Origin of the sequence: Desulfosporosinus sp. FKA, assembly GCF_002196785.1 — a bacterium.
GTDB lineage: Bacteria > Bacillota > Desulfitobacteriia > Desulfitobacteriales > Desulfitobacteriaceae > Desulfosporosinus > Desulfosporosinus acididurans.
Genome location: NZ_NAHZ01000028.1, coordinates 376,221 through 398,334 on the forward strand (window position 1 = coordinate 376,221; position 22,114 = coordinate 398,334).

24 protein-coding genes, 3 tRNA genes and 1 other RNA gene are annotated in these 22,114 nt (G+C 41.3%); 5 read left to right on the top strand and 23 right to left on the bottom strand.

Going from position 1 to position 22,114, the window contains the following annotated elements; all coding sequences use genetic code 11:
* Positions 1 to 8 precede the first annotated feature (8 nt).
* The 11 genes from fliD to flgM form a co-directional block, all read right to left on the bottom strand.
* On the bottom strand, positions 9 to 1,520 hold the full coding sequence (gene fliD, locus B5771_RS12360; RefSeq protein ID WP_088187766.1) for a flagellar filament capping protein FliD: 1,512 nt from the start codon (positions 1,518 to 1,520) through the stop codon (positions 9 to 11).
* A gap of 14 nt (positions 1,521 to 1,534) precedes the next feature.
* A complete protein-coding gene (locus tag B5771_RS12365) occupies positions 1,535 to 1,903 on the bottom strand; it encodes a flagellar protein FlaG (protein WP_088187767.1) in 369 nt (122 codons plus the stop codon).
* A gap of 111 nt (positions 1,904 to 2,014) precedes the next feature.
* Positions 2,015 to 2,821: a flagellin gene (locus B5771_RS12370; protein ID WP_088187768.1), complete on the bottom strand. Its 807-nt coding sequence runs from the start codon at positions 2,819 to 2,821 to the stop codon at positions 2,015 to 2,017.
* Between the two features lie 298 nt (positions 2,822 to 3,119).
* Positions 3,120 to 4,199, bottom strand: coding sequence for a glycosyltransferase family 2 protein (locus B5771_RS12375; RefSeq protein ID WP_172408260.1), 1,080 nt, complete (start codon positions 4,197 to 4,199; stop codon positions 3,120 to 3,122).
* Between the two features lie 107 nt (positions 4,200 to 4,306).
* Entirely contained in the window at positions 4,307 to 4,546 is a 240-nt protein-coding gene (gene csrA, locus B5771_RS12380; RefSeq protein WP_088187769.1) for a carbon storage regulator CsrA, read from the bottom strand.
* Positions 4,547 to 5,026 carry a flagellar assembly protein FliW gene (locus B5771_RS12385; RefSeq protein ID WP_088187770.1) on the bottom strand — a complete coding sequence of 160 codons (480 nt, stop codon included), beginning with the start codon at positions 5,024 to 5,026 and terminating at the stop codon, positions 4,547 to 4,549.
* Positions 5,027 to 5,099: 73 nt separating this feature from the next.
* Positions 5,100 to 5,657: a DUF6470 family protein gene (locus B5771_RS12390; RefSeq protein WP_088187771.1), complete on the bottom strand. Its 558-nt coding sequence runs from the start codon at positions 5,655 to 5,657 to the stop codon at positions 5,100 to 5,102.
* A 129-nt stretch (positions 5,658 to 5,786) separates the two neighbouring features.
* On the bottom strand, positions 5,787 to 6,650 hold the full coding sequence (gene flgL / locus B5771_RS12395; protein WP_088187772.1) for a flagellar hook-associated protein FlgL: 864 nt from the start codon (positions 6,648 to 6,650) through the stop codon (positions 5,787 to 5,789).
* Positions 6,651 to 6,736: 86 nt separating this feature from the next.
* Positions 6,737 to 8,182: a flagellar hook-associated protein FlgK gene (flgK, locus tag B5771_RS12400; RefSeq protein WP_088187773.1), complete on the bottom strand. Its 1,446-nt coding sequence runs from the start codon at positions 8,180 to 8,182 to the stop codon at positions 6,737 to 6,739.
* 3 nt (positions 8,183 to 8,185) lie between these two features.
* The gene (locus tag B5771_RS12405) at positions 8,186 to 8,668 is read right to left on the bottom strand and encodes a flagellar protein FlgN (RefSeq protein ID WP_088187774.1); all 483 of its coding nucleotides are present in this window, start codon (positions 8,666 to 8,668) and stop codon (positions 8,186 to 8,188) included.
* 27 nt (positions 8,669 to 8,695) lie between these two features.
* A complete protein-coding gene (flgM, locus tag B5771_RS12410; RefSeq protein ID WP_088187844.1) occupies positions 8,696 to 8,968 on the bottom strand; it encodes a flagellar biosynthesis anti-sigma factor FlgM in 273 nt (90 codons plus the stop codon).
* 369 nt (positions 8,969 to 9,337) lie between these two features.
* Between flgM and B5771_RS12415 the strand changes: the two genes are divergently transcribed.
* The 4 genes from B5771_RS12415 to B5771_RS12430 all read left to right on the top strand — a co-directional run bounded on the left by B5771_RS12415 (position 9,338) and on the right by B5771_RS12430 (position 12,360).
* Positions 9,338 to 10,153, top strand: a complete 816-nt coding sequence (locus B5771_RS12415) for a flagellar motor protein (protein WP_088187775.1) — start codon at positions 9,338 to 9,340, stop codon at positions 10,151 to 10,153.
* Entirely contained in the window at positions 10,150 to 10,998 is an 849-nt protein-coding gene (locus tag B5771_RS12420; RefSeq protein WP_088187776.1) for a flagellar motor protein MotB, read from the top strand. The genes B5771_RS12415 and B5771_RS12420 overlap by 4 nt, the downstream gene beginning before the upstream one ends.
* A gap of 71 nt (positions 10,999 to 11,069) precedes the next feature.
* On the top strand, positions 11,070 to 11,507 hold the full coding sequence (locus B5771_RS12425) for a YaaR family protein (RefSeq protein ID WP_088187777.1): 438 nt from the start codon (positions 11,070 to 11,072) through the stop codon (positions 11,505 to 11,507).
* A gap of 64 nt (positions 11,508 to 11,571) precedes the next feature.
* On the top strand, positions 11,572 to 12,360 hold the full coding sequence (locus B5771_RS12430) for a protein-glutamate O-methyltransferase CheR (protein WP_088187778.1): 789 nt from the start codon (positions 11,572 to 11,574) through the stop codon (positions 12,358 to 12,360).
* Positions 12,361 to 12,434: 74 nt separating this feature from the next.
* On the opposite strand, the gene B5771_RS12435 is transcribed toward B5771_RS12430, so the two are convergent.
* The 12 genes from B5771_RS12435 to dnaG form a co-directional block, all read right to left on the bottom strand.
* Complete coding sequence (locus B5771_RS12435) at positions 12,435 to 12,623, bottom strand: hypothetical protein (RefSeq protein WP_047809818.1); 189 nt, start codon at positions 12,621 to 12,623, stop codon at positions 12,435 to 12,437.
* Positions 12,624 to 12,826: 203 nt separating this feature from the next.
* On the bottom strand, positions 12,827 to 13,210 hold the full coding sequence (locus tag B5771_RS12440) for an EamA family transporter (protein WP_088187779.1): 384 nt from the start codon (positions 13,208 to 13,210) through the stop codon (positions 12,827 to 12,829).
* Between the two features lie 126 nt (positions 13,211 to 13,336).
* A complete protein-coding gene (locus B5771_RS12445) occupies positions 13,337 to 14,287 on the bottom strand; it encodes an HD-GYP domain-containing protein (RefSeq protein ID WP_242966822.1) in 951 nt (316 codons plus the stop codon).
* A gap of 573 nt (positions 14,288 to 14,860) precedes the next feature.
* An RNA gene (gene rnpB / locus B5771_RS12450) (RNase P RNA component class A) lies at positions 14,861 to 15,300 on the bottom strand.
* 23 nt (positions 15,301 to 15,323) lie between these two features.
* Complete coding sequence (locus B5771_RS24325; protein WP_162531698.1) at positions 15,324 to 15,485, bottom strand: hypothetical protein; 162 nt, start codon at positions 15,483 to 15,485, stop codon at positions 15,324 to 15,326.
* Between the two features lie 311 nt (positions 15,486 to 15,796).
* Positions 15,797 to 16,666, bottom strand: coding sequence for a Nif3-like dinuclear metal center hexameric protein (locus B5771_RS12455; protein ID WP_088187780.1), 870 nt, complete (start codon positions 16,664 to 16,666; stop codon positions 15,797 to 15,799).
* On the bottom strand, positions 16,651 to 17,451 hold the full coding sequence (locus tag B5771_RS12460; RefSeq protein ID WP_088187781.1) for a class I SAM-dependent methyltransferase: 801 nt from the start codon (positions 17,449 to 17,451) through the stop codon (positions 16,651 to 16,653). Before B5771_RS12460 ends, B5771_RS12455 begins: the two co-directional genes overlap by 16 nt.
* A 140-nt stretch (positions 17,452 to 17,591) precedes the next feature.
* A tRNA-Val gene (locus B5771_RS12465) sits at positions 17,592 to 17,666 on the bottom strand.
* Positions 17,667 to 17,770: 104 nt separating this feature from the next.
* Positions 17,771 to 17,845: transfer RNA gene (locus B5771_RS12470), tRNA-Ile, on the bottom strand.
* Between the two features lie 18 nt (positions 17,846 to 17,863).
* Positions 17,864 to 17,938, bottom strand: a tRNA-Asn gene (locus B5771_RS12475).
* Positions 17,939 to 18,024: 86 nt separating this feature from the next.
* Positions 18,025 to 19,212: an RNA polymerase sigma factor RpoD gene (rpoD, locus tag B5771_RS12480; protein ID WP_088187782.1), complete on the bottom strand. Its 1,188-nt coding sequence runs from the start codon at positions 19,210 to 19,212 to the stop codon at positions 18,025 to 18,027.
* Complete coding sequence (dnaG, locus tag B5771_RS12485; RefSeq protein WP_242966830.1) at positions 19,202 to 20,998, bottom strand: DNA primase; 1,797 nt, start codon at positions 20,996 to 20,998, stop codon at positions 19,202 to 19,204. The genes rpoD and dnaG overlap by 11 nt, the downstream gene beginning before the upstream one ends.
* A 447-nt stretch (positions 20,999 to 21,445) precedes the next feature.
* On the opposite strand from dnaG, the gene B5771_RS12490 reads away from it, so the two are divergent.
* Entirely contained in the window at positions 21,446 to 22,045 is a 600-nt protein-coding gene (locus B5771_RS12490) for a GerMN domain-containing protein (protein ID WP_088187784.1), read from the top strand.
* The last annotated feature ends 69 nt before the right edge of the window (positions 22,046 to 22,114 follow it).

Consider the following 22,114-nt stretch of genomic DNA (forward strand, 5'->3'; position numbering starts at 1 on the left):
CCCTGGTACTACGAACTTGATGATTTCGAAGAACTCGAAGAACTCGACGAACCCGACATAGCAGCGATCTGGCTAGATAACCAAGTTCCTTGCGAATTAAGACCAGCCAAGACCGTTTCCAAGTTAGCAAACTTTGCATTTAGCATAGTTTCATAGTCAGTCGCACGTTGTTCAAAATCATCAATTTGATCTTGCACATCTTTTATCTGTCTATTGTAACTGTCATCTATTTCAGATAACGTCCCACCATACATTATAATTGGATTAAGGTAAGCATGAAGGGTATTTCCAAGTCCCTCATAAATGTTGTGAACCGTGTCATTTTCCGGAGTAACTCCATTGTAAGAAGCGCTAAAGAGATTGGCTACACTTTGAGGATTATCGGCAAAAGCCTTTTCAAAAGTTCCCTTATCAAAGGATAAGGCAGCACTTTCTCCAAAATTGTCAGCCGAAGTTGAAATCCCCACGTCACTTAGAAGTGTATAGGGTGACGAGGATTTATTAATAATTCCGCCTAACATTCCTCTAAGCCGGGACTGAATATCCTGAAGCTGGGCATCTCCAAACAGATCCCCTGCAGTTTTCGTCGTGGTATCATAATTCAGTTCGGTAGCAATAAAACTCTGTACCGAATTATATTGATCCACAAAAGCTTGAACAGCTTTTTCGGCCACTGAAGGATCCGCAGTCACTGCAACAGTTGCCGTAGTTGATGAACTGGCTCCTGTTAAGTTTAAGGTTATCCCTTGAATTGCTGTCGTGACTGTATTCGATGCGCTGGAAATGCTAACTCCATTAACTTTAAACTGAGCATCTAACGCTGCCTGAGTTATTCCTCCCAATCCATTATCCAGGTCTGTCTGAGATAGTACAGTCGTTGAAGAAGCATTTATCCCCAATACATTTTGTAACGAATTTGTTAATGAATCATCAAATGTGATAGCATTATCTTTTCCCGTCTTATTGCTTGTAATGGAAAGACGATATTTGTCGCTGCTCACCTGGATTACAGATGCAGTTACCCCAGCTTGAGCACGGTTAATCGAATTGGCAATGTCCGTTAATGAAGGATTTGATCCCGAAGTAGAACTTCGAATAACAACTTTTTTTCCATTAATCCCAAAATCCCAACTCGAACTATCGGAACTTGAGGTGTAAGTATAGGTCCCAGATGGGGGATCACTGACTTCCTGGCTAACTACGACTTCAGCAGTAGCAATGTTGTTTACATTGACGGAATAAGTTCCCGGCAAGGCTCCACTGCCACCCGTTGCCGTCACAATATTTGTGTCGCTGGAAGAAGCTGTGGTAGCCGTCCAAGTATCTGACGATTCTAGCGTCGTAAGTGTTGCATCCAGGGCAGAGAGCCGAGTGTTTACATCGTGCCAGGCATTTTGTTGAGTTTGCAGAGTTGATTCTTGTGTCTGCATTTGAGTTTCAGGAAGCTTATAGGCTTGCATCATTGAACTAACAATACCAGAAAAGTCATATCCAGATAATCCGGTTAAAGCATTTGACATAAAACCCCTCCTTCCTACGAATGCTTGTCAAGAAGCAGTCCGTACATGTTATAAAATGAATTCAATAAATCAAAAATACGTTTAGGGGGAATCTCGTTGAGGACTTCACCCGTTTTGCTGTCCACGATCTTGACCATCACCTGATGGGTGCTGTTATCAATATTAAACTTCATATTTCTATCTATAATCCCCATCATACGATTAAGCTTTTCAGCCGCCTTTTCAATTTCCTCCCGAGGGATTTCTTCGCGAGCAGATGGGGTCTCTTGCTTACGATCAACGACAGGTACTAATACCTCTTGCGTTTTGTCAGACTTCTGTCCGGGAAAAGCATCTAAAGGCAGTACCGTTACTCCGATATTGGGTTGGATTGGATTAACCATATTAGTCCCTCCCATTTAAGCGCCTCTGGCAAATTCTCAAGTAATAATAGAAGAGCCGTCCGGCTGACCGCCGACCGGCTCTCTTGTAAAAATAAACTAAATTAAAAAATATTAGCCTAACAATTTGAGAATTGCTTGTGGTGTTTGATTGGCCTGAGCTAACATAGCAACTCCCGCCTGACTCAAAACTTGATTTTGCGTGAATTTCGACATCTCGGAAGCCATGTCGACATTCGTAATTTGAGATTGAGCAGCTGTCAAGTTTTGGGATGCAGTCGTCAAGTTAGAAATAGTATGAGTAAGCCTATTTTGTAAAGCACCCAGATTTGCTCGAGCTGTAGAAACCGTGTCGATTGCAGCACTAATTTTGCCAATCGCGATAGAAGCTCCTCCCACTGTAGAAACAGATAGGCTTACTCCAAGCGCACTAGCAGTCAATTTATCGATGTGCAGTGAAATGGTTTGACCGCTCTCGGCTCCAATTTGGAATTTTACAGTTAAACTTCCAGTGAGCAAGTTTTTGGTATTAAATTGGGTTGTTGATGCGATCCTGCTAATTTCTTTTGTCAAAGCACTTACTTCACTTTGGATCTGCTGACGGTCATTAGTTGTGTTCGTACCGTTGGTAGATTGTACTGCAAGCTCTCTCATCCGTTGAAGAATGGATTGAGTTTGGCCCATTGCACCTTCTGCTGTTTGGATCATTGAAATGCCGTCTTGCGCGTTCCTGTTAGCTTGATTTAAACCATTGATTTGCGCGGTCATTTTTTGGGAGATAGCTAATCCTGCTGCGTCATCAGCTGCTTTGTTAATTCGATAACCCGAGGATAACTTTGCCAATGAATCTTGAACAGCATTATTGGTGTTCGTTAAATTGTTTTGAGCAATTAAACTGGATATATTAGTGTTAATATACATCCTTTTTCCCTCCATGAATAAAATTTTCCCACATCCGTGTAGGAATTTTGTTATCCGCTTCTTTGTCGACAAGAAGTAGCTTACTCTATAATCATCGGATAACATCCCCACTTTATAAAGGCCAATTTTAGTCAAATTTCAGTGTTATTGTTTATTTACCTCCAAGTAACTTGTAAATTCGCCTCATATTAACATGCCTATATGCTCTTCTTGAATTAGACCTAATCTCATAACAACCTTGGTGCAAGCCCAAAATGATATAATCTACCAAACATCCTCAAAGGTACTTGATTGAACATTATGAAATCACCTGACTTTCCAAAAGCCTAAGCCGCTCAGTAGCTTTTTCATAGCCAAAGTCCGAAGCTCTTCGGTAATATTCTTTAGCCTTTGACAAATTAGAAGTTACTTCATGCAATACTCCGAGATTATATAAAGCATAAAAGCTCCCAGTTCCAATGACACCATCATAGTAACTATGGTCACCTATTTCAAGACATTTACAATACTCCTTCTCAATTAGCGGAAAAAAGTTCTCATATTTCTGATCTTTGTAGATAAGTTCCATATAAAAGTAACCGCAAACAAAATGGTAATCTGGATAATTATCTAATGCATCGCGCTCGTTATGAATAATCTCCAGACCTTTTTCGAAATTTTCAGTATTAATGATGTTGTATAGATACTTGACAACCATACTAGGTTTATATAATTCAGACTTACCTATAAGTTTATAACACTTCTCAAAATATTTATCTGCCATTTCATAATGCTTAGAAAGATAATACTGCGTTGCAGTCTGGTAGAGCATATAGGTATCATTCGGCGAACGCTCCAGCGCCAGCAGCAGCAACTTCAAATTTCTATCATCCTTTGCGTTTAGGCTAATATAGCCATCATGACCTAACTCAATTGCAACATTTAGCCGTTTAAAGTCAGAAACGACCTGTTCATGAATAATTCCCGTATAAAAAATTCCTTTAGGAATTAGACGTGAAATATAACATTGGGCAAGCTTTTCTTCGCCATCTTGAATGAACTTATCAATCAGTTTTACTCGTCCAATAGCCTTTTGGGTTTCAATAAATTTTCTAATTGCCTCTCCGCAGTCATTAAGAATATATTCGTCAGCATCTAAAACTAAATTCCAATCGCTCGTGGATTGATTCAGGGCAAAGTTACGGGCCTTAGAAAAATCATTAACCCACGTAAAATCAAATATCTTTGCACCAAAAGAAGTTGCGATATCTTTCGTATTGTCCGTCGATCCTGTATCAACAACAATAATTTCATCAACAAGATCCGCTGCGCTTGATAAGCACCTCGCAAGACACCTACTCTCATTTTTAACGATCATAGCTAAAGTTAATGTTTTCATATTCACCTCTAAAAAATGCTTCCCATTTCTTAAGTTTTGTTAAATTTCAAACCCCATTGCTTATTAAATTAAGATGAAACATTGCCTTAAAATAACAAAGATAGTTACTATTTCTCCTTTAGTTTAAAGTCTTTTAAAAGTTGAAGCGATAATCCAAATTCTTCACCGGTTACCGCTTCCCTGTTTTGCTTTTGGATTTCCTCGTAGACTTCACTCCGCAGAATTTTCACTTCCCGAGGAGCCTTAATTCCAATACGAACGTTATCCCCGGAGATCCCTACCACAGTAATTTCAATGTTGTCTCCTATTTTAATGGTCTCATTTAACTTTCGTGTAAGAACCAACATTTAATCAACTGCCCCTTCCTGTTCCCGTGCACTGGGCTTCACAATTTCTATCGGTTGTTTCGTAAGATACCGTTCATCCGCTAAGATAACCTGAACTCCCACTTTATGCTTAGTATTTAAGAGGATTGGAGCTTTTAAATTCACGGTACTCTTCGCCATGTCCCGTCTATCTAATGTTACAATTGCCCACACATCTACATGATCATTAGGGTTTCCATCGGGGGGAACGCTAATACTGTCGGTCTTATTCCGCATAACATTAAATCTCAAGATTTCTTCATTCTCCGAATCAACATCTACTCTGTAATCAGGGAATAATAGTCCAGGACGTATTAAAATAAAACCAATTCTCTCTTCCTCAACAGAAATTAATTGAGCAAAAGGAATCCCTTTCTCTTCAACAAAGCGGAATTCCTTATTGAATTCAAAACCCGGGATACCTTGAGCAAAATAGTAAATATTGTCCTTATCTTCCATCATCTATTTCCTCCATATTTATCTTGAACTATGGAATGTCGAATGTCTTATGTTCAGCTTTACAGATTCAGATACGTTACTTCTGCACATCATAGATAGCTCCCACCGCATGAAATTTTATATATGGATTTTGTTCCATGATACTTTGAGCCGAACCGTACTGTAAGTCCCCGTGAACAGAACCAACCCTCGCATCAACTGAAACTCCGCCAATATTTGCCTGATAATTAACAGAATAGGTTGTCACTGAGATCCGAATCGGTTGTGAACAACCAATCTGAACTTCCTTCTGACGCGGTTCTGCATCTTGCGAAACAATTCTTGCCACAGATACTTTTTTTGTAAGATCCGCAAATTGCTCTCCTTCACGGACCCTTCGGGAGATACCAGCATCAGTGGTTGATTTAGCTTCTTGATCAAAGGCACGTTGTTCCGCTACTACACCATAATACCCCAGCGATTCGCGCGCCGGGGTATTATCAATCTCTATTGTTGCAGCAGGCTGTTCTAACGAAATCTCTGCCGGTCGTTGTTGAACTTCGAAATTCGCCGGAGTAATCGAGACGTTATATTGAAAAGGAGTAACCTGGAGTCCAATCCGTCCAAATTGTTGTTGGATTTGAAGATCCACCATACCCGATCACCTCAACCTTCTAAAACATCCCACATTATGTTTCCTGCGAATAACTCCTAGTAAACAATAATTTTTCAATACGAAGCGAATCTTTCCTTTTAGCAGTTATCTTGCAAAATGTCAACTAATTTACTTCATAAAATCAACTAAAGAAGGTTGAATAATTTTAGTCCCAATGGACAAAGCAGCTTGAAAAGTATTTTGCTGGGACTGAAAATCTAAAATAGTTTTTGCCACGTCAGTATCCTGTACTGTCGAGAGACTCGACGTTAAATTAATATTCATTGTATCCATCTGACTGCTTATTGCTTGCACTCGGTTAACGCTCGCGCCTAAGGACGCTCGACTCGTAGAAATACTATCAATATTGGTCTGAATTTGATCGACATATGGACTTAAATCAGCTCCTGAAGTCAGAGCATTAGAAATATTCTTTAATAAGGTCATACTTGCAGGAAAAATGCTCGAGCCATCAACCGAGATAGTTACTTTCGAATTATTATTGCCCACATCCAATTGAATGGGCGAATAGGTTGCAAAGGACGCTGTGGACGACACAACAGGGGCGTCAGTTGTCGACGTTCCATTGAATATATATTTATCCCCGACCTTAGTATTGGCAAGCGTCTGGATTTGCTGATTGATCTGATCAATCTCCGCAGCGATATCTGTTCGTGATTGATCATCATTGGTACCATTTTCCCCTTGGAGAGTAAGTTCATAAGCGCGATTGAGCATTGACTGAACATCTGATAAGGTGGAATCCGTTGTACCCATAAAAGATGCTGCCTCATCAGCATTACTCTTTAGCTGGGTAATCATTGCCATATTCGTTTTAAGGCCCAGGACATTATGGGTACCTGCCGGATCATCTGAAGGCTTATTAATCCGATGCCCTGAAGACATCATGTTCTGCATGTTTGCCATATTTTCTTGGGCAGAATTAAGATTTAGAAGCAAATCCCTTGACATCATATTACTGGTGATTCGCAATATATTCCCTCCTTAATCAAAGATATATACCTGAGATAAATAACGCAATATTATTTTCAAATTGATAAGCAATAAACAATGTCTTACTACCTTGTAACGCCTAAACCGGTTACAATCGTGCTAAGCATATCATCCATTGTGGTAACCACTCTCGCTGCAGCCATATAGCTCTTTTGATATTGAATCATATTTGTCATTTCTTCATCAAGAGATACTCCGGAGACAGAATCCCTTTGGTTCGTTAAATTATTAACTAGAACATCTTCTCCTGCCTTCGTTTGATTAGTTTGTTGAACTTGGACTCCGAACTGAGAAACGATAACTCCGTACTCATCTCCTAAGGATGATGCTTTGCTTGTTAATGATGTATCTGTGATGCTCGACCATCCGGTCGCCAAGGCAGCTATCGCGGCGGCAATACTTCCATCACCTGAAGTTCCATCTCCTGTAACAATGTTATTGATGTTGGTGGGTACTGAATCATCGACTGGCGCCGAACCCGTCGAAGTCAAGGAGATGGTACTCGCAGTTAAATTCGAAGGATCAAAAAAAGTATTACCCGTAGCAGTAGACCCGGTAACTTTCCCGGTTCCATAAATGCTATTAACTGCTCCGACAATATCTTTAGCCAGTGAATTATATTGATCCAATAAATTATTCAAATCCGTATCACGAACCTGTATATCCGCTTGGAGTGTCCCCTGTTGCGGATTTAACGTAAGTGAATCCCCTGATTCCCACTTAACATCATTGCCATCAAGCCCGGAAGTCTCATCCAAATGATTAGCCGTCCCATTATCCACCAACGTCGCTGGAGGAACATCTCCCCCGATACTTATGCTAAAATCATCATTGGTTTCTGAAACCTTCACATTGACAATTTTCGATAATTTGTCAATCAAATTATCTCGGCTATCCAAAAGATCATTAGGATTGTCCCCAGTTATCTTTGCAGATTTAATTTGATCGTTAAGTTTCGCAATTTGATCTGCGTAGCTATTAATCTTTTGAATCTGCGTCGTCACATCCGAGTTAAGGTTGCTTTGCATCGTCTTGATCTGCTGTGCAATAGCATGAAAACTATCAGTTAAAGTTATGGCACGTCCTTGTACAACCGAACGAGCTCCTGTATTTCCCGGGTCCTGAGAAAGGCTGCTCCAAGCTGTCCAGAAATTATCCATAGCAGCACTCAAACCATTATTCGAGGGTTCGTTCATAAAACTTTCTATATTAGATAGACTCGTTTGCCTGCTTGTCCAATATTGCTGCTTTGAGGTTTCATCACGAAGCTCCATATCTACAAATTTATCCCGTGCCCGGGTAACTGTATCCATAGACACCCCAGATCCCAGGCTCAGATTCCGACCCGTTGCGTAGATCGTATAAGGGGTGGTTTCTTTCAAGTTGGCCATCTGTCTGGTGTATCCTTCAGTATTAGCATTAGAAATATTATTCCCCGTAACATCTAAGGCGGCTTGCTGAGACGCCAGTGCTCGGCGCGTAATTTCTAAACCAAAAAAAGTAGAAGTCATGTCTTAAATCCTCCAATCCAAGAGATGCAACTTTTCATCCATATCTTTACCATTTCTGCCTGGATGTGTATACGTGTTCTTCTCCTGATACATCAGCAACCCCAATGTAAAGTTAACAATACCCATCGATTGCTGCAAAAGTTGGGTATTAATATCATGAATTCTCTGCAACTCACCAATTACCCGCTCCAGATCAGAATGAACCCCCTGCAGGACAGGAAAGCGCTCCGCAAGCACTACCAGAGTTAAACTTTCAGGTGCCTGACCTAGTTCCAGGCCGATCTGTTCCGTAAACAAGAGACGTTCCTTTTCCAAGCGTTTAACATCTGGAAAAAGCTGCTCCTCTCGGGCCGTGATTTTGTCAATTTCCTGGACACTATTTTCAATCAGGGCTTTTTGTTTACTTTTTCCTAAGTCATAAAGCTCTGTATAGCATTTGACCTGTTCCCTTAAGTTTCTTTCCAAGTTCTCAAGCACTTCAGACACGGAATCTTCCTCCTCGTTTAGACGCTCTTAGAAATTTGGCGGAAGCAATTTAGCGGCTATTTTCAGAGCATCCACTTTAAACTCTCCCCGTTCAATCTGCTTGGACAGGGTTTGAACACGATCTTCCCGAATGTCAACAACTTCTCTTGCTTTTTGCAATAACGTCTGAAATGTTTGAGCTTTGTCTGAAACAGCAACATTATCCGTTTCGCTCGTCGATCTATTTTTTGCGGCTGGCTTCAAGCGATTAGCGGCTTGGGTACAGCCTGCCAGCGACATAAATGTAGGATCTACCTTCATTTCATTCACTCCAAGATATATAGTCTTACTTTGCTTATCGAAAAAAGCAAGGTAAAACTTAAGAAAAACTTTCTCCATATTCGTTAGCCATTCTTTCCTCAGACAATAAATACTTGTTTGCATTATGTAGAGATACTAAAGTTTAGAGTATATTTTGTCGATATTATATTGTAGGGAGATGCTTTTCCTCTTCCCATAATCTAAGCTTCTACGCTAAAATCATGTAATAAACGCAAAGGGAGGTATGTCGCAGCCCTTTATTTAGAAAAGCAACTAGGCCAGAGGATCCAGATTATTCCCTTTCTTCTCTCATAAACTAGAATTATGGTCTCTATTGCTAAGGTATAAAGGAGTGTCGTGGCAAAAAACATGGATTTATCAACATTAATTGGCGTTATCGCCGGAATAGGCGCTCTAGTCATGGGATATCTTTTGGAAGGCGGCGCTCTCGGGGCCCTTTTCCAATTTTCTGCAGCAATTATTGTTTTCGGAGGAACCACCGGAGCAGTCTTAACCAGTTTTTCCCTTTCGGATCTCAAACACCTCCCTCATTGGCTAAAAGTTGCCTTTACAAGTCAAACTTTTGGCACCGCAGAAGCTTATGAAGCTCTTGTTGGCTTCGCTGAAAAAGCACGCCGCGAAGGATTATTAAGCCTTGAACAAGAACTCCAGACTGTTAACGATCGTTTTACTCGTCAAGGGTTACAGCTGGTCATTGATGGCACAGATCCTGAAATTACCGAGGAAATTCTGGAATCAAATATCGCTGTCTTGGAAAAACGCCATAAAGTTGGCATCTCCGTCTTTGAAGCGGCCGGCGGATTTGCACCGACCATGGGGATTATTGGGACTGTTATGGGACTCGTTAAGGTATTAGGTAATCTCTCCGATCCGTCAGCACTCTCTGAATCAATTGCATCTGCTTTTATTGCTACCCTTTATGGTGTTTCCTCTGCCAACCTTCTCTGGCTTCCTATTGCCACAAAGCTTAAAATGAAAGACAAGGCGGAGGTTGCCGCAATGGAAATGGTTCGAGACGGAATCCTCTCGATCCAGGCAGGCGATAACCCATCTATTCTCAGAGAAAAATTGAAAACCCACGTCGGTTCTTTGCTCCCCTCTGAAGACAATGATGAAGAAGGTGCAGCGGCAGCAGGCCGTCCTGCAGTTAGTGAGAGCCGATGAGTAGAAAACGCGGAGAAGAAGTTGAAAAGGAGAACGGAGAACGTTGGCTGCTCACCTATTCTGACCTTATTACCTTACTTATGATTTTCTTCGTTGTCCTTTACTCGATGAGTAAAGTTGATTCAGAAAAGTTTCAGGCCATGGCCCAGGCTTTGAACTCAGCCTTAAGCGGTGGCAGTTCTGCTAAAATACAATTGGCAACCAGTCCATCGGGACCGGCTGCCATACCTCCTAAAACTCCTCAAAGTGATACTGCCAAACCCTCCACAACCACGCAGAATAACAACCAAAAGGCAGGTCAAGGAAATGTGGATGCGGATAACAAGTCTATCGAAACCATAAAGGCTAAACTCGATAAATTTGCATCAGATAATGGCATTCAATCCACCTTAGTTACGTCTGTCGAAGAACGCGGCCTTGTCGTTAGTATTCAAGAAACCTTGCTTTTTGAAAGCGGCTCGGCAGATATAACTCCTTATGCCCGTAATATCTTAGAGAAAGTCTCCACAGTCATTGAATCATCCTCCAACCAAATCAGGGTTGAAGGCCATACCGACAATTTACCAATTCATACTGCCCAATTTCCTAGCAACTGGGAATTATCAGTAGTCCGTGCTACTAATGTAGTGCAAATTTTGCAGCATGACGGCATTGACCCTAATCGTCTCTCTGCAACCGGTTACGGTGAATACCGGCCAATTGCCTCTAACGATACAGAAGCAGGAAGAGCTAGAAACCGCCGCATCGATCTTGTCATTCTTCGTTCTAAATATGATGTTACGGAACCCACCAGTAACGTTTCTTCAACGCCAGCAAATTCGGCTTCACCAACAGCAACGCATTAGTAGAAGTCAGGAAAGACACTCCAAGGCAAAAGGGCTTGCATTATAAATATCCTTTCTAAAGGAGAATAACTATGTCTATTCGCATCGAAACACCAACTCAAGCCTCTTCTTCCACGATTGATTCTCAAAATTCCTCAGAACGTACAATCGATTTTAAAGGAGTTTTGACCCAAACTCAAAACATTCAAAAGACTGAACTTCAAGCCTTTCTCGATCGTCTTGAGACCCAGGGCAAAAAGTTAGCTCAATCACTTTCTATTCGAGACTTAAAGGATTTTCGTGATATGGTTAAGTCTTTCCTGCGTTCAACCTTTGGTCAAAGCCGAAAAATGCAGGAAGAATCCTCTTGGGATTTCCATGGTCGTCCGAAAATTATGGCTCGCATCTCCAAAATCGATCACGCTTTAGAAAATCTAGGAAAACAGCTTCTCGACCAGCAGGCTAAGCCTTTAGAAGTTTTAACCAAGGTCGGTGAAATTAAAGGGCTCATTGTGGATCTTTTTGCCTAAATGTCAGCCTTTAGTGAAATTACAAGATCACACTAATTTATTTAAAAAGAGAGGTGTCATCCTTTTGGCTATAACATCCATTTCCAATACCTATGAGGAATTTATTAAAGCTTTTCATCCCAAAAGTGGGCTTGATCTTAAATTTTATAAACAAAACCAAATGCAGCGAAGAATTCTAAGTTTTATGAACTCCCACGGTTATCCGACATTTCCTGAATTCTTCAAAGCCCTTAATTCAGATCAAAGTTTATATGACGCTTTTTTTAAACATCTCACTATTAATGTTTCTCAGTTTTTTCGCGACGCGAACCAGTGGAAAACTCTGAAAGAGTCCATTATCCCCCAGCTCCTTCAGAGTAAAAGCCCTCTAAAGCTTTGGAGCGCCGGATGTTCGAGCGGACAAGAGCCTTATTCTTTAGCCATGACCTTGATGGAATACTTCCCGAATAGCAAATTTACCGTCTTGGGATCAGACATTGACATTAATGTTTTGAATCAAGCGAAGGAAGGCCTTTATAAACAAAATGATTTTGCAAGTACTCCCCCTGAATTCCTGCAAAAATATTTCACTTCAACTGAAAAGGGCTATCAAATTAAAGAATCGGTAAAACGATTGGTCACCTTCCAGCATCAGAACCTCCTAACCGATCGATTTCAAACCGGCTTTGACTTTATTGCCTGTCGAAATGTTGTCATTTATTTTACAGACGAAGCCAAGGAAATGCTCTATAAAAAATTCACAGATGCTCTTAAACCTGGAGGAATCCTTTTTACCGGCAGTACTGAACATCTCTTTGGTATGAAACACCTCGGTTTAAAAGCCGTTTCTTCCTTCTTTTACCAAAAAGGATAAATATTAAGAGGAGCTATTCTCGTAAAGCCAAGAGAAAAGCTCCTCTTCATTATTTCACCTTTAGAAAATTCCAATTAAGCAGTAGGACAGATCCTCTCGTATTGCTGGATAAACTCCTCTAAGGGATAAGTAACACCTTTGCCGTGAACCTCAAGGGATACTTGCTGATCCTTTGAATTGTACCCAATAAACTTCATTCCTAGTAACTTGGCCATTTTGGATAACTCGATCCGTGCTCCGCGCCCAAAATCTTTAAATTGCATCCAACACACGCCCCTTTTTTAGTCTAAAGACTTTTTAAGTTCTAGGGTTTAGATTATCTTATCCTATTCATATTTTTCTTGCAACTTTCGTTTTCGACAAAATTTGCTCTATTCCGCCTCGCCACAGCCCTTTTATTCTCAAAAACTACACGAATCTTCCGTTGTCAGCAGCTTACAACTGTGCTCTAAAGCTCTCTTTAAAGCTATGTCGCCCACAAGCCCAGAACACTAATCCCCGCCAAAATAAGAATGCTGCCCATAATTTTAGGAAAGGAAAGATTTTCATGAAGAACCAATGTACCATAGAAGATGGCAATTACATACCCCAGAGCAACCAGAGGATAGGCATAACTTAATTCCCAGCGTGATATCACCACAAGCCATAGAAAGGAGCTTAACCCAAAACACATAAATCCTAAAAAAATAGCCGGAGTAAAAATAATCGCCCCCAGTTGCCTCCAAATCCCCGTAACTGTAACCTTTCCATATGTCAGCATGCCTAAGCGAAATAGAAATTGTCCCGTGGCCCCCAGCATAATTGAACCTAAGGCCACGGCCATTGGAGAAAGTTCTGAATTAAGACCCATTAGAAAGAGTACTCCTTGTCTTTTTTCCTTTATAGCCTCTCTTGCTTCTCCCCTAAAAAGATAAACACAAGGTTTGTTTTTTCAACCTAAGTTTTCGCAGCATCTCAAAAATTTATACCTGCTTTCTCATTCGGATTGATTGAATTCTAATCGTTTAATAAAACGAGTTAAGTCTTGCAGTAAATCGACATACATGGTTTGTTTGAAATATTGTCCTTCTTGATCATATAAAAGGCGAAGGAGTGGCCGAGTTGGCATGTTCAGGGGTATTGCTGCCACAACTCCTATTTCACCGGTATTTAAGGTAACCAGGGACCCTTCGGGATAGAGCACCAGGGATTCCTGGAAGGCTTTAACGAAACGAGGGTTAAAGTCAGTCCCAGAACCGCCAATGATCATTTCCAAAGCCTGATATGGGGGAAGACCTTTACGGTAGGGCCTATCAGCCGTGAGAGCTTCGTAGACATCTGCTACCGCTACGATCTGGGCATCTTGATAGATCTCCTGACCCTTCAAACCGAAGGGATATCCTCTGCCATTCCAGCGTTCATGATGTTCTTTAATCGTAGCAAGTACTGAAGATATCAGCCGGGCATCTTTCAACATTTCTTCTCCCAAAAGAGGATGCTGCTTTATAACATCTCGCTCTTCCTCCGTCAAAATTCCAGGTTTATTTAAAATTTCCTTAGGCACTTGTAATTTTCCTAAGTCATGGAGCAGAGCTCCCAAAATTAAATTCTTAAGCTTATTTTCATTATAATTCAGCTGTAGCCCAATAATTGCAGACAATAAAGCCACATTCAAAACATGCATATAGGTCCCAAAATCATGTTGTTTATACCGTTCAAGATTAATTCGATTACCTTCCAAATCCAAGAACGTATCTTTTGTCCGTAATTCTTCCATAATTACTTTAACCAAAGCAAGCATCTTCTCAATATGCTGTGGCTGTAAGAGTTGGGCCTCATGGTAAATTCTCCATAAACAGCCAACAAGCTTTACATAAACGTCCTTAGAAAACTCCTTAATTGTCTTAGGAGCCTTGATTAATGCCCTTTTTTCATTTCGAGTTTCCATCTTATATACTTCTTGTCGCTTAAGCTTCGCCAAGACATTAGAGGTAATTAAGCTTCCCTTTGCAAGCAATAACCTACCCTTTGAATCAAATAAGTCTAAAGGTGTTCTTTGCTCTTTTATTGAATTTGGGCTTAACTTTTTCAATACCAAATCCACGACCATTGATCCCCGCTTTCTTTAACTTAAGAAACAAATATTTGAGCTATTATCGTATAAAATAAGTTCAATCTATCAAATTGCTAATATGTATATATAATAAGTCAAATTATTGCACAAACCAACATCTTTCTTTCAACAAATTTCGACTTTTACACTCAGATTTATACCATATGTTAGACTACGATTTTATAACTTTTGTTATGCTTTTTATTTATACCTTGGTTCATAAATCCCCTAAGTTCGTGAAAAATATTTTAATCAGATAAGGATTTAGAGAACTTCTCTTTTTATAAATGTCTATCATTAAGATCAGAAAGGGGAGAATCAAATCCATTGATTCTCCCTTTTCTGATCTTAATAAAACTGAAGGGAAACGGCTATGTATCATTATACATGAGCAGTTTCCCATAAGCATGGCGAAGTGAACCTATAAGCCGAGTTCTGTCTCTCCTTGCGGAGGTGATGATCATCTATCTCGAACTGCCGTTACCGACAGCCTCCAGCGACCTTACCCGGGAACAAAAACGGGCCGTTCATCGTTCCCCTATTCGGTCTTGCTCCAGATGGGGTTTACATGGCCAGCCAGTCACCTGACTGCCGGTGAGCTCTTACCTCGCCTTTCCACCCTTACCTATCCAGAAGTCAGTCATCGGAATCCGGATGTCGGAAACAGAACTAATTATATCTGACTTCCGTCCTCTGATGACTGGTCTCTGGATAGGCGGTATATCTCTGTTGCACTTTCCTTGGGGTTACCCCCACTGGGCGTTACCCAGCACCTTGCCCTATGGAGCTCGGACTTTCCTCAGGAGCGACTTTTCAGTCCCTGCTCCCGCGATCATCTAGCTTACTTCGCTCAGTTATTTTACTAAAAAAATCAGTTTTGGTCAAATGGAGAGTTTTGGTTCTTTTCCATTTCTTCCATTTCATCGTCAATGTCCATCAAGGCTGCTAACCATTTTGCCCGATTTGCATTATCTTCTTTAAAATTGGTTAAAACCTTTTCGCGTTCCATGCGGAGAACTTCTGCTCGATTCATGATGCTCATCAACTCCTTTAGTTATTTACTAAAAATTTCAGACCAAAAACAATTCAAAATTAACAACTATATTTTGGCCTTAATTTTATTTTCTGATTATTTTCTATATACATACAATAACATGATTCATCATTCAGTGTCAAGTATTAATTATCACTTTCACAAACTTTTTTAATTAATTCTTAACTACAATTTACTTTTTGCAGTTGAGGGGTTTTCGTTGATATCCCATAATGAAATCTTAACCGAAGCATGTAGACTTTGTCTTCACGCGAATTAGCCTTCTCTTAAGTAAAAAAACATCCCCTAGCTTATAGCCAAGGGGATGCATTTTTTGAACTAACTTTAAATTCTATACCTTGCAGCGACCTTTCAGAAGACAGGTAATAGTATAATGCCTGAAGCATAGGTGCTTCGCTTAGAAAATGGCCAAGGTCGCCCACAGCCATTCCTCCTTCAAGGGCATCAAGGACCGCATGATGATCAACATCTCCTGTGATTAGTAAATCCGCACCTTTAAACAGTGCCTTCGGCACAAACCGGCCCCCGCTGCCATTGATAATTGCCACCTTGCGCACATCTTTTTTTAGTGACCCGGCTAAGCGTACTCCTGTCAAATTATAAGGATGGGCATAACAATTTGACTGCAGCAAACGTTCCAAAAAGTTCTCCCAGACAACTTCCAATGGTTCCGGGCGCTCCAAGTAACCAATAACTCCATACCCACGAAGTTCCTCTGTGGAATTTGCTGAACTCAAGTTGGTTTGGCGGCTATAGTTACTGTTATTACTTTGCTCTTCAAGAAGCTTTAGTTCTTTTAGGCCTAAAATCTCTCCTAATGTTAGGCTGGATGACAGCCTCGACTGGTCAAGATTTGTGTGTGCCGCATAGTATCCGATCTGATAGTTGAACAATGTTAAGGGAATCTTTGCCGCAGGATTATCCGACCTCAAATTTTTCAAGGGCCGAAACATAAGCGGATGATGGGCAACAATAAGTTGCGCCCCAAAGTCTTTAGCCTCCTCAATTACCTCTAAAGTCCCATCTAAAGCAATCAAAATGCGCTCAACGGGCGCAGAACCAGATCCAACTAACAGACCAACATTGTCCCACTCTTCGGCCCAGCATTTCGGGGCAAGTTTTTCAATATGTTGTGCCACAAGGCCTATCGATACTGCCATTTTTTGATTCCCTCCACCAAAACTAACTCCTCAGATACATCTCTGATTTTTTCAAGAGTTTCCGATTTATTGGATAGCTTCATTTGTTCTAATTGTCGTCTAAGCATCCCGCTGTAATCATCCAGATATTCTCTCAGAAGGTCTGTGGCTTCCTCTAAAATCAGAGGACCAAAATACCAGACTAGCTTATCAACGATCATTGAGTGCCCTAAAAACTTGTTATTCTCCGGCTTTTGAGGGCTTAGTCGTTGAAGCCAGACATCCTTTTGGCAGGATAATTCAGCCATGGTTTGGCCTTCATCTCTGGAAAAAGCCATAACTGTATAGATGCGCTCATCTTCTTTGACCAATCGTTCTATTTTTAAGCGCCACCCACTGTTCAAAAGAGACAAACGTAACGTTCTTTCCCCTCCTTGAGGCTGAACAATTAAATCCGTCACTGCTTGTAATACCTTTGGCCGAGCAGCGAAGATCTCTAACATGGTCTTCCCACCCATCCCGGCAAGGGTTAAGACATTTACTTCCCCTGCTGCAAGAGGCTTCAGCCCATCTCCCAATCTTACATCAATAACCGGTTCTAGCTGCCGTATTTTAACCGCAGTCAAGGCAGATTTAAAAGGTCCTTCGTGAACATCGACGGCAACGGCTTTGGCAATTCTCTGGGCTTCTACAAGCGCAATCGGTAAATAAGCATGATCTGTCCCAATATCCCCAAGGCTGGCGTTTAAAGGAACAAGGGATGCAACCAACTGAAGGCGCGGACCCAATGTTACTGAAAAGGTCATAGGTCACCTCATAAAATAAGAATTCTATATTCGAAATTATATTATAAAGTATTATATCCAAATACGCATCAGAGAAACAAGAAGGATTAAATTAAAAATGGACCCCGGCATAGTTGCCACAGTCCATCATTTGCTTTCATTGGTGGGCGATATTGGTCTCGAACCAATGACCTCATCCGTGTGAAGGATGCGCTCTACCGCTGAGCTAATCGCCCTTATTCGATATTAGACGTTCAATAATCGAAGTTCCAGGTTAACTTGAACCACGATTATTGAACGTCGTATAATTGTTTATTTCCAATTCAATCGAATTCGAATGTGGTGGGCCCACTAGGATTCGAACCTAGGACCAACCCGTTATGAGCGGGGGGCTCTACCGCTGAGCTATGGGCCCGAAAAGGGAAAAATAAATTGGCTCCCCGAGTAGGACTCGAACCTACAACCTACCGGTTAACAGCCGGTTGCTCCACCATTGAGCTATCGAGGAATGCCCTTTGCACGGATAATTATAGTTAATCTTTCCGAAATAGTCAAGCCTTTATTTTAAAAATCTTAAATCTTGATCGTATTTAATTACTCCAAGTAATCCTTTAACTTCTTGCTTCGGCTCGGATGACGCAATTTCCTTAAAGCTTTGGCCTCAATTTGCCGAATTCGTTCCCGTGTTACGCCGAATTCCTGTCCAACTTCTTCCAGGGTACGGGTCCTGCCATCGTCAAGTCCAAAACGAAGCCTAAGGACTTTTTCCTCACGTGGCGTCAACGTTTCCAAAACTTCCTCCAATTGTTCTTTCAGGAGAATGAAAGAAGCTGCCTCGGCTGGAGCGGGAGCATCATCATCGGGGATAAAATCTCCCAAGTGAGAGTCTTCTTCTTCCCCGATGGGGGTTTCTAAAGAGACCGGCTCTTGAGCAATTTTCATAATTTCCCGCACACGTTCAACGGGAATATCCATCACTTTGGCAATTTCTTCGGGAGCAGGTTCACGCCCCAGCTCTTGTAAGAGCTGCCGGGAAACCCGGATGAGTTTGTTAATCGTTTCAACCATGTGCACAGGAATCCGAATCGTACGTGCTTGATCGGCAATTGCGCGTGTAATAGCTTGCCGAATCCACCAAGTTGCATAGGTACTGAACTTGTACCCCTTGGTATAGTCGAATTTTTCTACGGCCTTAATTAAGCCCAGATTGCCTTCCTGGATTAAGTCCAAGAAGAGCATACCCCGGCCAACATAACGTTTAGCAATGCTGACTACCAGCCGTAGGTTAGCCTCCGCAAGACGACGTTTTGATTCTTCATCTCCCGCCTCCATGCCTTTGGCTAGCTCAATCTCATCTTCAGCAGATAAAAGAGGAACCCGGCCAATCTCTTTCAAATACATGCGGACAGGATCATCAATACCTACCCCTTCTGGAACGGAAAGATCGACTTCTGTCTCTTCTTCGATTTCATCCGGATCATCCACGAGGTCATCATCATCGTCAACTTTGCCCTTTTTTAAGACTTCCTGTTCAACATCCTCAGGCCCAGGCACAACGTCTATTCCCATTTGAGCAAGTTGTTGGTAAATATCATCGATTTGATCCGCAGAAAGCTCAATCCCTTGAAGAGCATCCATAATCTCTCCATAGGTTAGGGAACCTTTCTTTTTGCCATTTTGTATAAGAGCCTGAACGTTGTCCATTTGCTGCTCTTGTTTCAATTGTCCCCTGTCCTCCTTAGGATCTTTCATTTGAGTGCCTTTAACCTTACTATTTGCCACGTTTCAACCGCTCTCCTATCTCTTTCAACAGAGCCATGGCCCCTGCCATGTCACCGGATTTTTCTAAGGCAACCATACGAGCCTGCAGATCTTCAACTGTCTCCTCTGTTTGAGCAGAGAGAATACCTTGAATGCAATCTTCAAGCAACCGCTCAGTTTGGGATGTATCAAACTCTTCCAGGAGTAGGCTTGCCAAATGACTTTGAACCGTTTCATTGCTACGGTTAGGTAAACTGCCTTCCTGATCGAGATAATCAAAAATTTGTTGATGCGTGGAAACTCTCCAAAAGGAGGTTCCTAATTGCTCCTTAATTTTTTTTACTAAGGAGATATCTTCTAATAACAAGCGCAAAAGTGTCCGTTCCGCTCTATATACCCCCAGTTCAACGGTCGGTTGAGGGGCTTCCGAATCACTCTTACATATAATGGCATTACTAATATTATCCCTATTTTTCTCAGAACTAATCGGATTTTGTGGCGAATATTCACCAGAACGTTCTTTTTTACTTTTTTTCTGTCGCAGGCTTTTAATCTCACGCTGTACCGCTTCTAAGGTAAGCCCTAGCTCTAAACTCAAGAACCGTTCATACCCTTCTCTTTCAACTGGACTGACCACCTTAAGGATATCAGGAGCAAGCTTGTGCACCAGCTCAGCTTTCTCTAAAATGTTCTGCGGAGGTTGATTATGAGTCAATGTTTGATATTTGAACTCAACATACGTCACTGCCTGTTTAACAAGTTTGTCAAAATCCTCATGGCTGTGATTTTTTAAAAACTCATCGGGATCTTTTGCTCCTTTCAAGATTACAACCTCAACCTGAAGTCCTGTATCGCGAAGGATCTCTCCTCCGCGTATGGCAGCATTGAGACCTGCATCATCAGAGTCATACAGAAGAACGACGCGCCCTGCATACCTTTTCAGGAGATTAGCCTGTTCCCGTGTTAAAGCAGTCCCTAAGGATGCTACGGCATTAGGATACCCTGCATTCTGAAGCGCAATAACATCCATATAACCCTCAGCCAAAAGGGCATAACCTTTTTCTCGAATTCCTTGATGAGCTCGATGCATCCCGTAAAGATGATGTCTCTTATTAAAAAAAGTCGTTTCAGGTGAGTTTAAATATTTCGGAACAGAATCATCTAAAACGCGTCCGCCGAAAGCAATCGGTATATTGCGGTGATCAAGAATACTGAATAGTACTCGATTGCGAAAACGATCGTAAAATTTCCTTCCATTCTTGTCTGACTTTCCTCTTTCCAAGGCCAGCCCAGCTTCAGCGACTTCCGAAGGCTGTACTCCGCGTGTTTGCAAATACTCAAGTAAACCGTCCCACCGCTCTGGAGCATACCCTAAACGGAATTTATTCATCGTCTCGGAATCTAGACCGCGCTTTTTAAAATAACTTCGCCCGGGCTCCCCTTCGGGTGACTTTAACAGGAGATCATGATAGTAGTTGGCTGCCCATTCATTAATTTCTTCAAAGCGTCGTCGGAGCCGAGCCTTTTCTCGCTCTTGAGTCGACATTTCCTTTTCTGGGAGCACAACACCGCACCTCTGCGCTAACCTTTGAACACTTTCTAAAAACGTCCAATTTTCCTTTTTCATAAGAAAAGAGAAAACATTTCCCCCCGTATGGCAACCGAAACAATAAAACATTTGTTTTTCGGGAGTCACCGTAAAACTTGGTGTTTTCTCAGCATGAAATGGGCAAAGGCCTAAGAAATTTTTACCTTTGCGCTGTAAGCTGACATATTCAGATATGACCTCAACGATTTCAGTACGCATACGCACTTCTTCGATAACTTCGTCTGGAATTAATTCCTCATGAACCCTGTTTTCCACGTTCTTCGCCCTTCGATTTGCTTTCACAATTCAGATGGTTTGTCAACCCTATCTCTATAACAATTCTTCGCCGAAAATTCACGGAATCCTCTTTTTTAAACCCCTTATCAAGAATTAGTTTTAAGAAGGATGCAATTCTCATTTCAAGATCTATTTAATTCTCTCTTTTAGTCCATAATCCCTCTTTTCTTCGACAAATATTTGCCTCACAACTATGACTTTTCTCCTTAACAAAACCCTTCAGGGGGCTAAAAATTATGGAATAATTTTCCATACCCTTTAACATTATCAAAAAGCATGTTAGAATAAGCAGTGAATAAACTAAACTTGTTGTGAGCATCGTCCTTTATAGGCCTGTTAAAACAGGACGATTTTGAGGAAGGAGAAATTATGACTAAAGGTATTCATAAAGTACATAGTTTCATGTTTATAGCCTTATTACTTATCGTCACAGTTTTGGCGGGATGTAACTCAGCAAAAACTCAGCAAACCCAGTCATCATCAGATAACCAAACAACTGCTACAACAACACCCTCATCACCTTCAGCGAGTGAACCGGAAGGTTCAGCAACGCAAGCAAAAACAGTAAAACTAACACTTTACTTTCCTAATGCCGATGGGAGCGCTTTAGTTCCTGCTCAACGGACTGTTGAAGTTTCAAATCAGGAAGTTATTAAAGCAATGTTTAAAGAGCTGTCATCTCCTCCTTCAGGTTCAGAAACTCCCCTTCCTAAAGGAACGATCTTGAGGAGTGCTGTCGTTCAAAACGGAATTGCTACCCTTAACCTTTCGAGTCAATTTCGAAAGAATTTTGGCGGTGGATCGGACGCTGAATTGATGACTATCTACAGTATCGTAGATAGCATAACGAACTTGCCTGGTGTTCAAAGCGTTCAATTCCTTTTAGAAGGGCAAAAACAAGATGCTATTCTTGGAGGCCTGGATACCAGTGTCCCGCTCAAGAGTAATCAAAGTTTGATTCGTAAATAACTACGTAAGTAGTAAGTATGCATACATGTCATGTAAATTTTAGGTTGTCTTTTCAGACTTTTGCCCAAA

Bases quoted from the DNA above. Each gene is read 5' to 3' on its own strand.
- fliD (WP_088187766.1), bottom strand. From the start codon at position 1,520: ATGTCAAATGCTTTAACCGGATTATCTGGATATGACTTTTCTGGTATT.
- B5771_RS12365 (WP_088187767.1), bottom strand. From the start codon at position 1,903: ATGGTTAATCCAATCCAACCCAATATCGGAGTAACGGTACTGCCTTTA.
- B5771_RS12370 (WP_088187768.1), bottom strand. From the start codon at position 2,821: ATGTATATTAACACTAATATATCCAGTTTAATTGCTCAAAACAATTTA.
- B5771_RS12375 (WP_172408260.1), bottom strand. From the start codon at position 4,199: ATGAAAACATTAACTTTAGCTATGATCGTTAAAAATGAGAGTAGGTGT.
- csrA (WP_088187769.1), bottom strand. From the start codon at position 4,546: ATGTTGGTTCTTACACGAAAGTTAAATGAGACCATTAAAATAGGAGAC.
- B5771_RS12385 (WP_088187770.1), bottom strand. From the start codon at position 5,026: ATGATGGAAGATAAGGACAATATTTACTATTTTGCTCAAGGTATCCCG.
- B5771_RS12390 (WP_088187771.1), bottom strand. From the start codon at position 5,657: ATGGTGGATCTTCAAATCCAACAACAATTTGGACGGATTGGACTCCAG.
- flgK (WP_088187773.1), bottom strand. From the start codon at position 8,182: ATGACTTCTACTTTTTTTGGTTTAGAAATTACGCGCCGAGCACTGGCG.
- flgM (WP_088187844.1), bottom strand. From the start codon at position 8,968: ATGAAGGTAGATCCTACATTTATGTCGCTGGCAGGCTGTACCCAAGCC.
- B5771_RS12415 (WP_088187775.1), top strand. From the start codon at position 9,338: ATGGATTTATCAACATTAATTGGCGTTATCGCCGGAATAGGCGCTCTA.
- B5771_RS12420 (WP_088187776.1), top strand. From the start codon at position 10,150: ATGAGTAGAAAACGCGGAGAAGAAGTTGAAAAGGAGAACGGAGAACGT.
- B5771_RS12425 (WP_088187777.1), top strand. From the start codon at position 11,070: ATGTCTATTCGCATCGAAACACCAACTCAAGCCTCTTCTTCCACGATT.
- B5771_RS12435 (WP_047809818.1), bottom strand. From the start codon at position 12,623: ATGCAATTTAAAGATTTTGGGCGCGGAGCACGGATCGAGTTATCCAAA.
- B5771_RS12440 (WP_088187779.1), bottom strand. From the start codon at position 13,210: ATGGGTCTTAATTCAGAACTTTCTCCAATGGCCGTGGCCTTAGGTTCA.
- B5771_RS12445 (WP_242966822.1), bottom strand. From the start codon at position 14,287: ATGGAAACTCGAAATGAAAAAAGGGCATTAATCAAGGCTCCTAAGACA.
- B5771_RS24325 (WP_162531698.1), bottom strand. From the start codon at position 15,485: ATGAATCGAGCAGAAGTTCTCCGCATGGAACGCGAAAAGGTTTTAACC.
- B5771_RS12455 (WP_088187780.1), bottom strand. From the start codon at position 16,666: ATGGCAGTATCGATAGGCCTTGTGGCACAACATATTGAAAAACTTGCC.
- B5771_RS12460 (WP_088187781.1), bottom strand. From the start codon at position 17,451: ATGACCTTTTCAGTAACATTGGGTCCGCGCCTTCAGTTGGTTGCATCC.
- dnaG (WP_242966830.1), bottom strand. From the start codon at position 20,998: ATGCGTACTGAAATCGTTGAGGTCATATCTGAATATGTCAGCTTACAG.
- B5771_RS12490 (WP_088187784.1), top strand. From the start codon at position 21,446: ATGACTAAAGGTATTCATAAAGTACATAGTTTCATGTTTATAGCCTTA.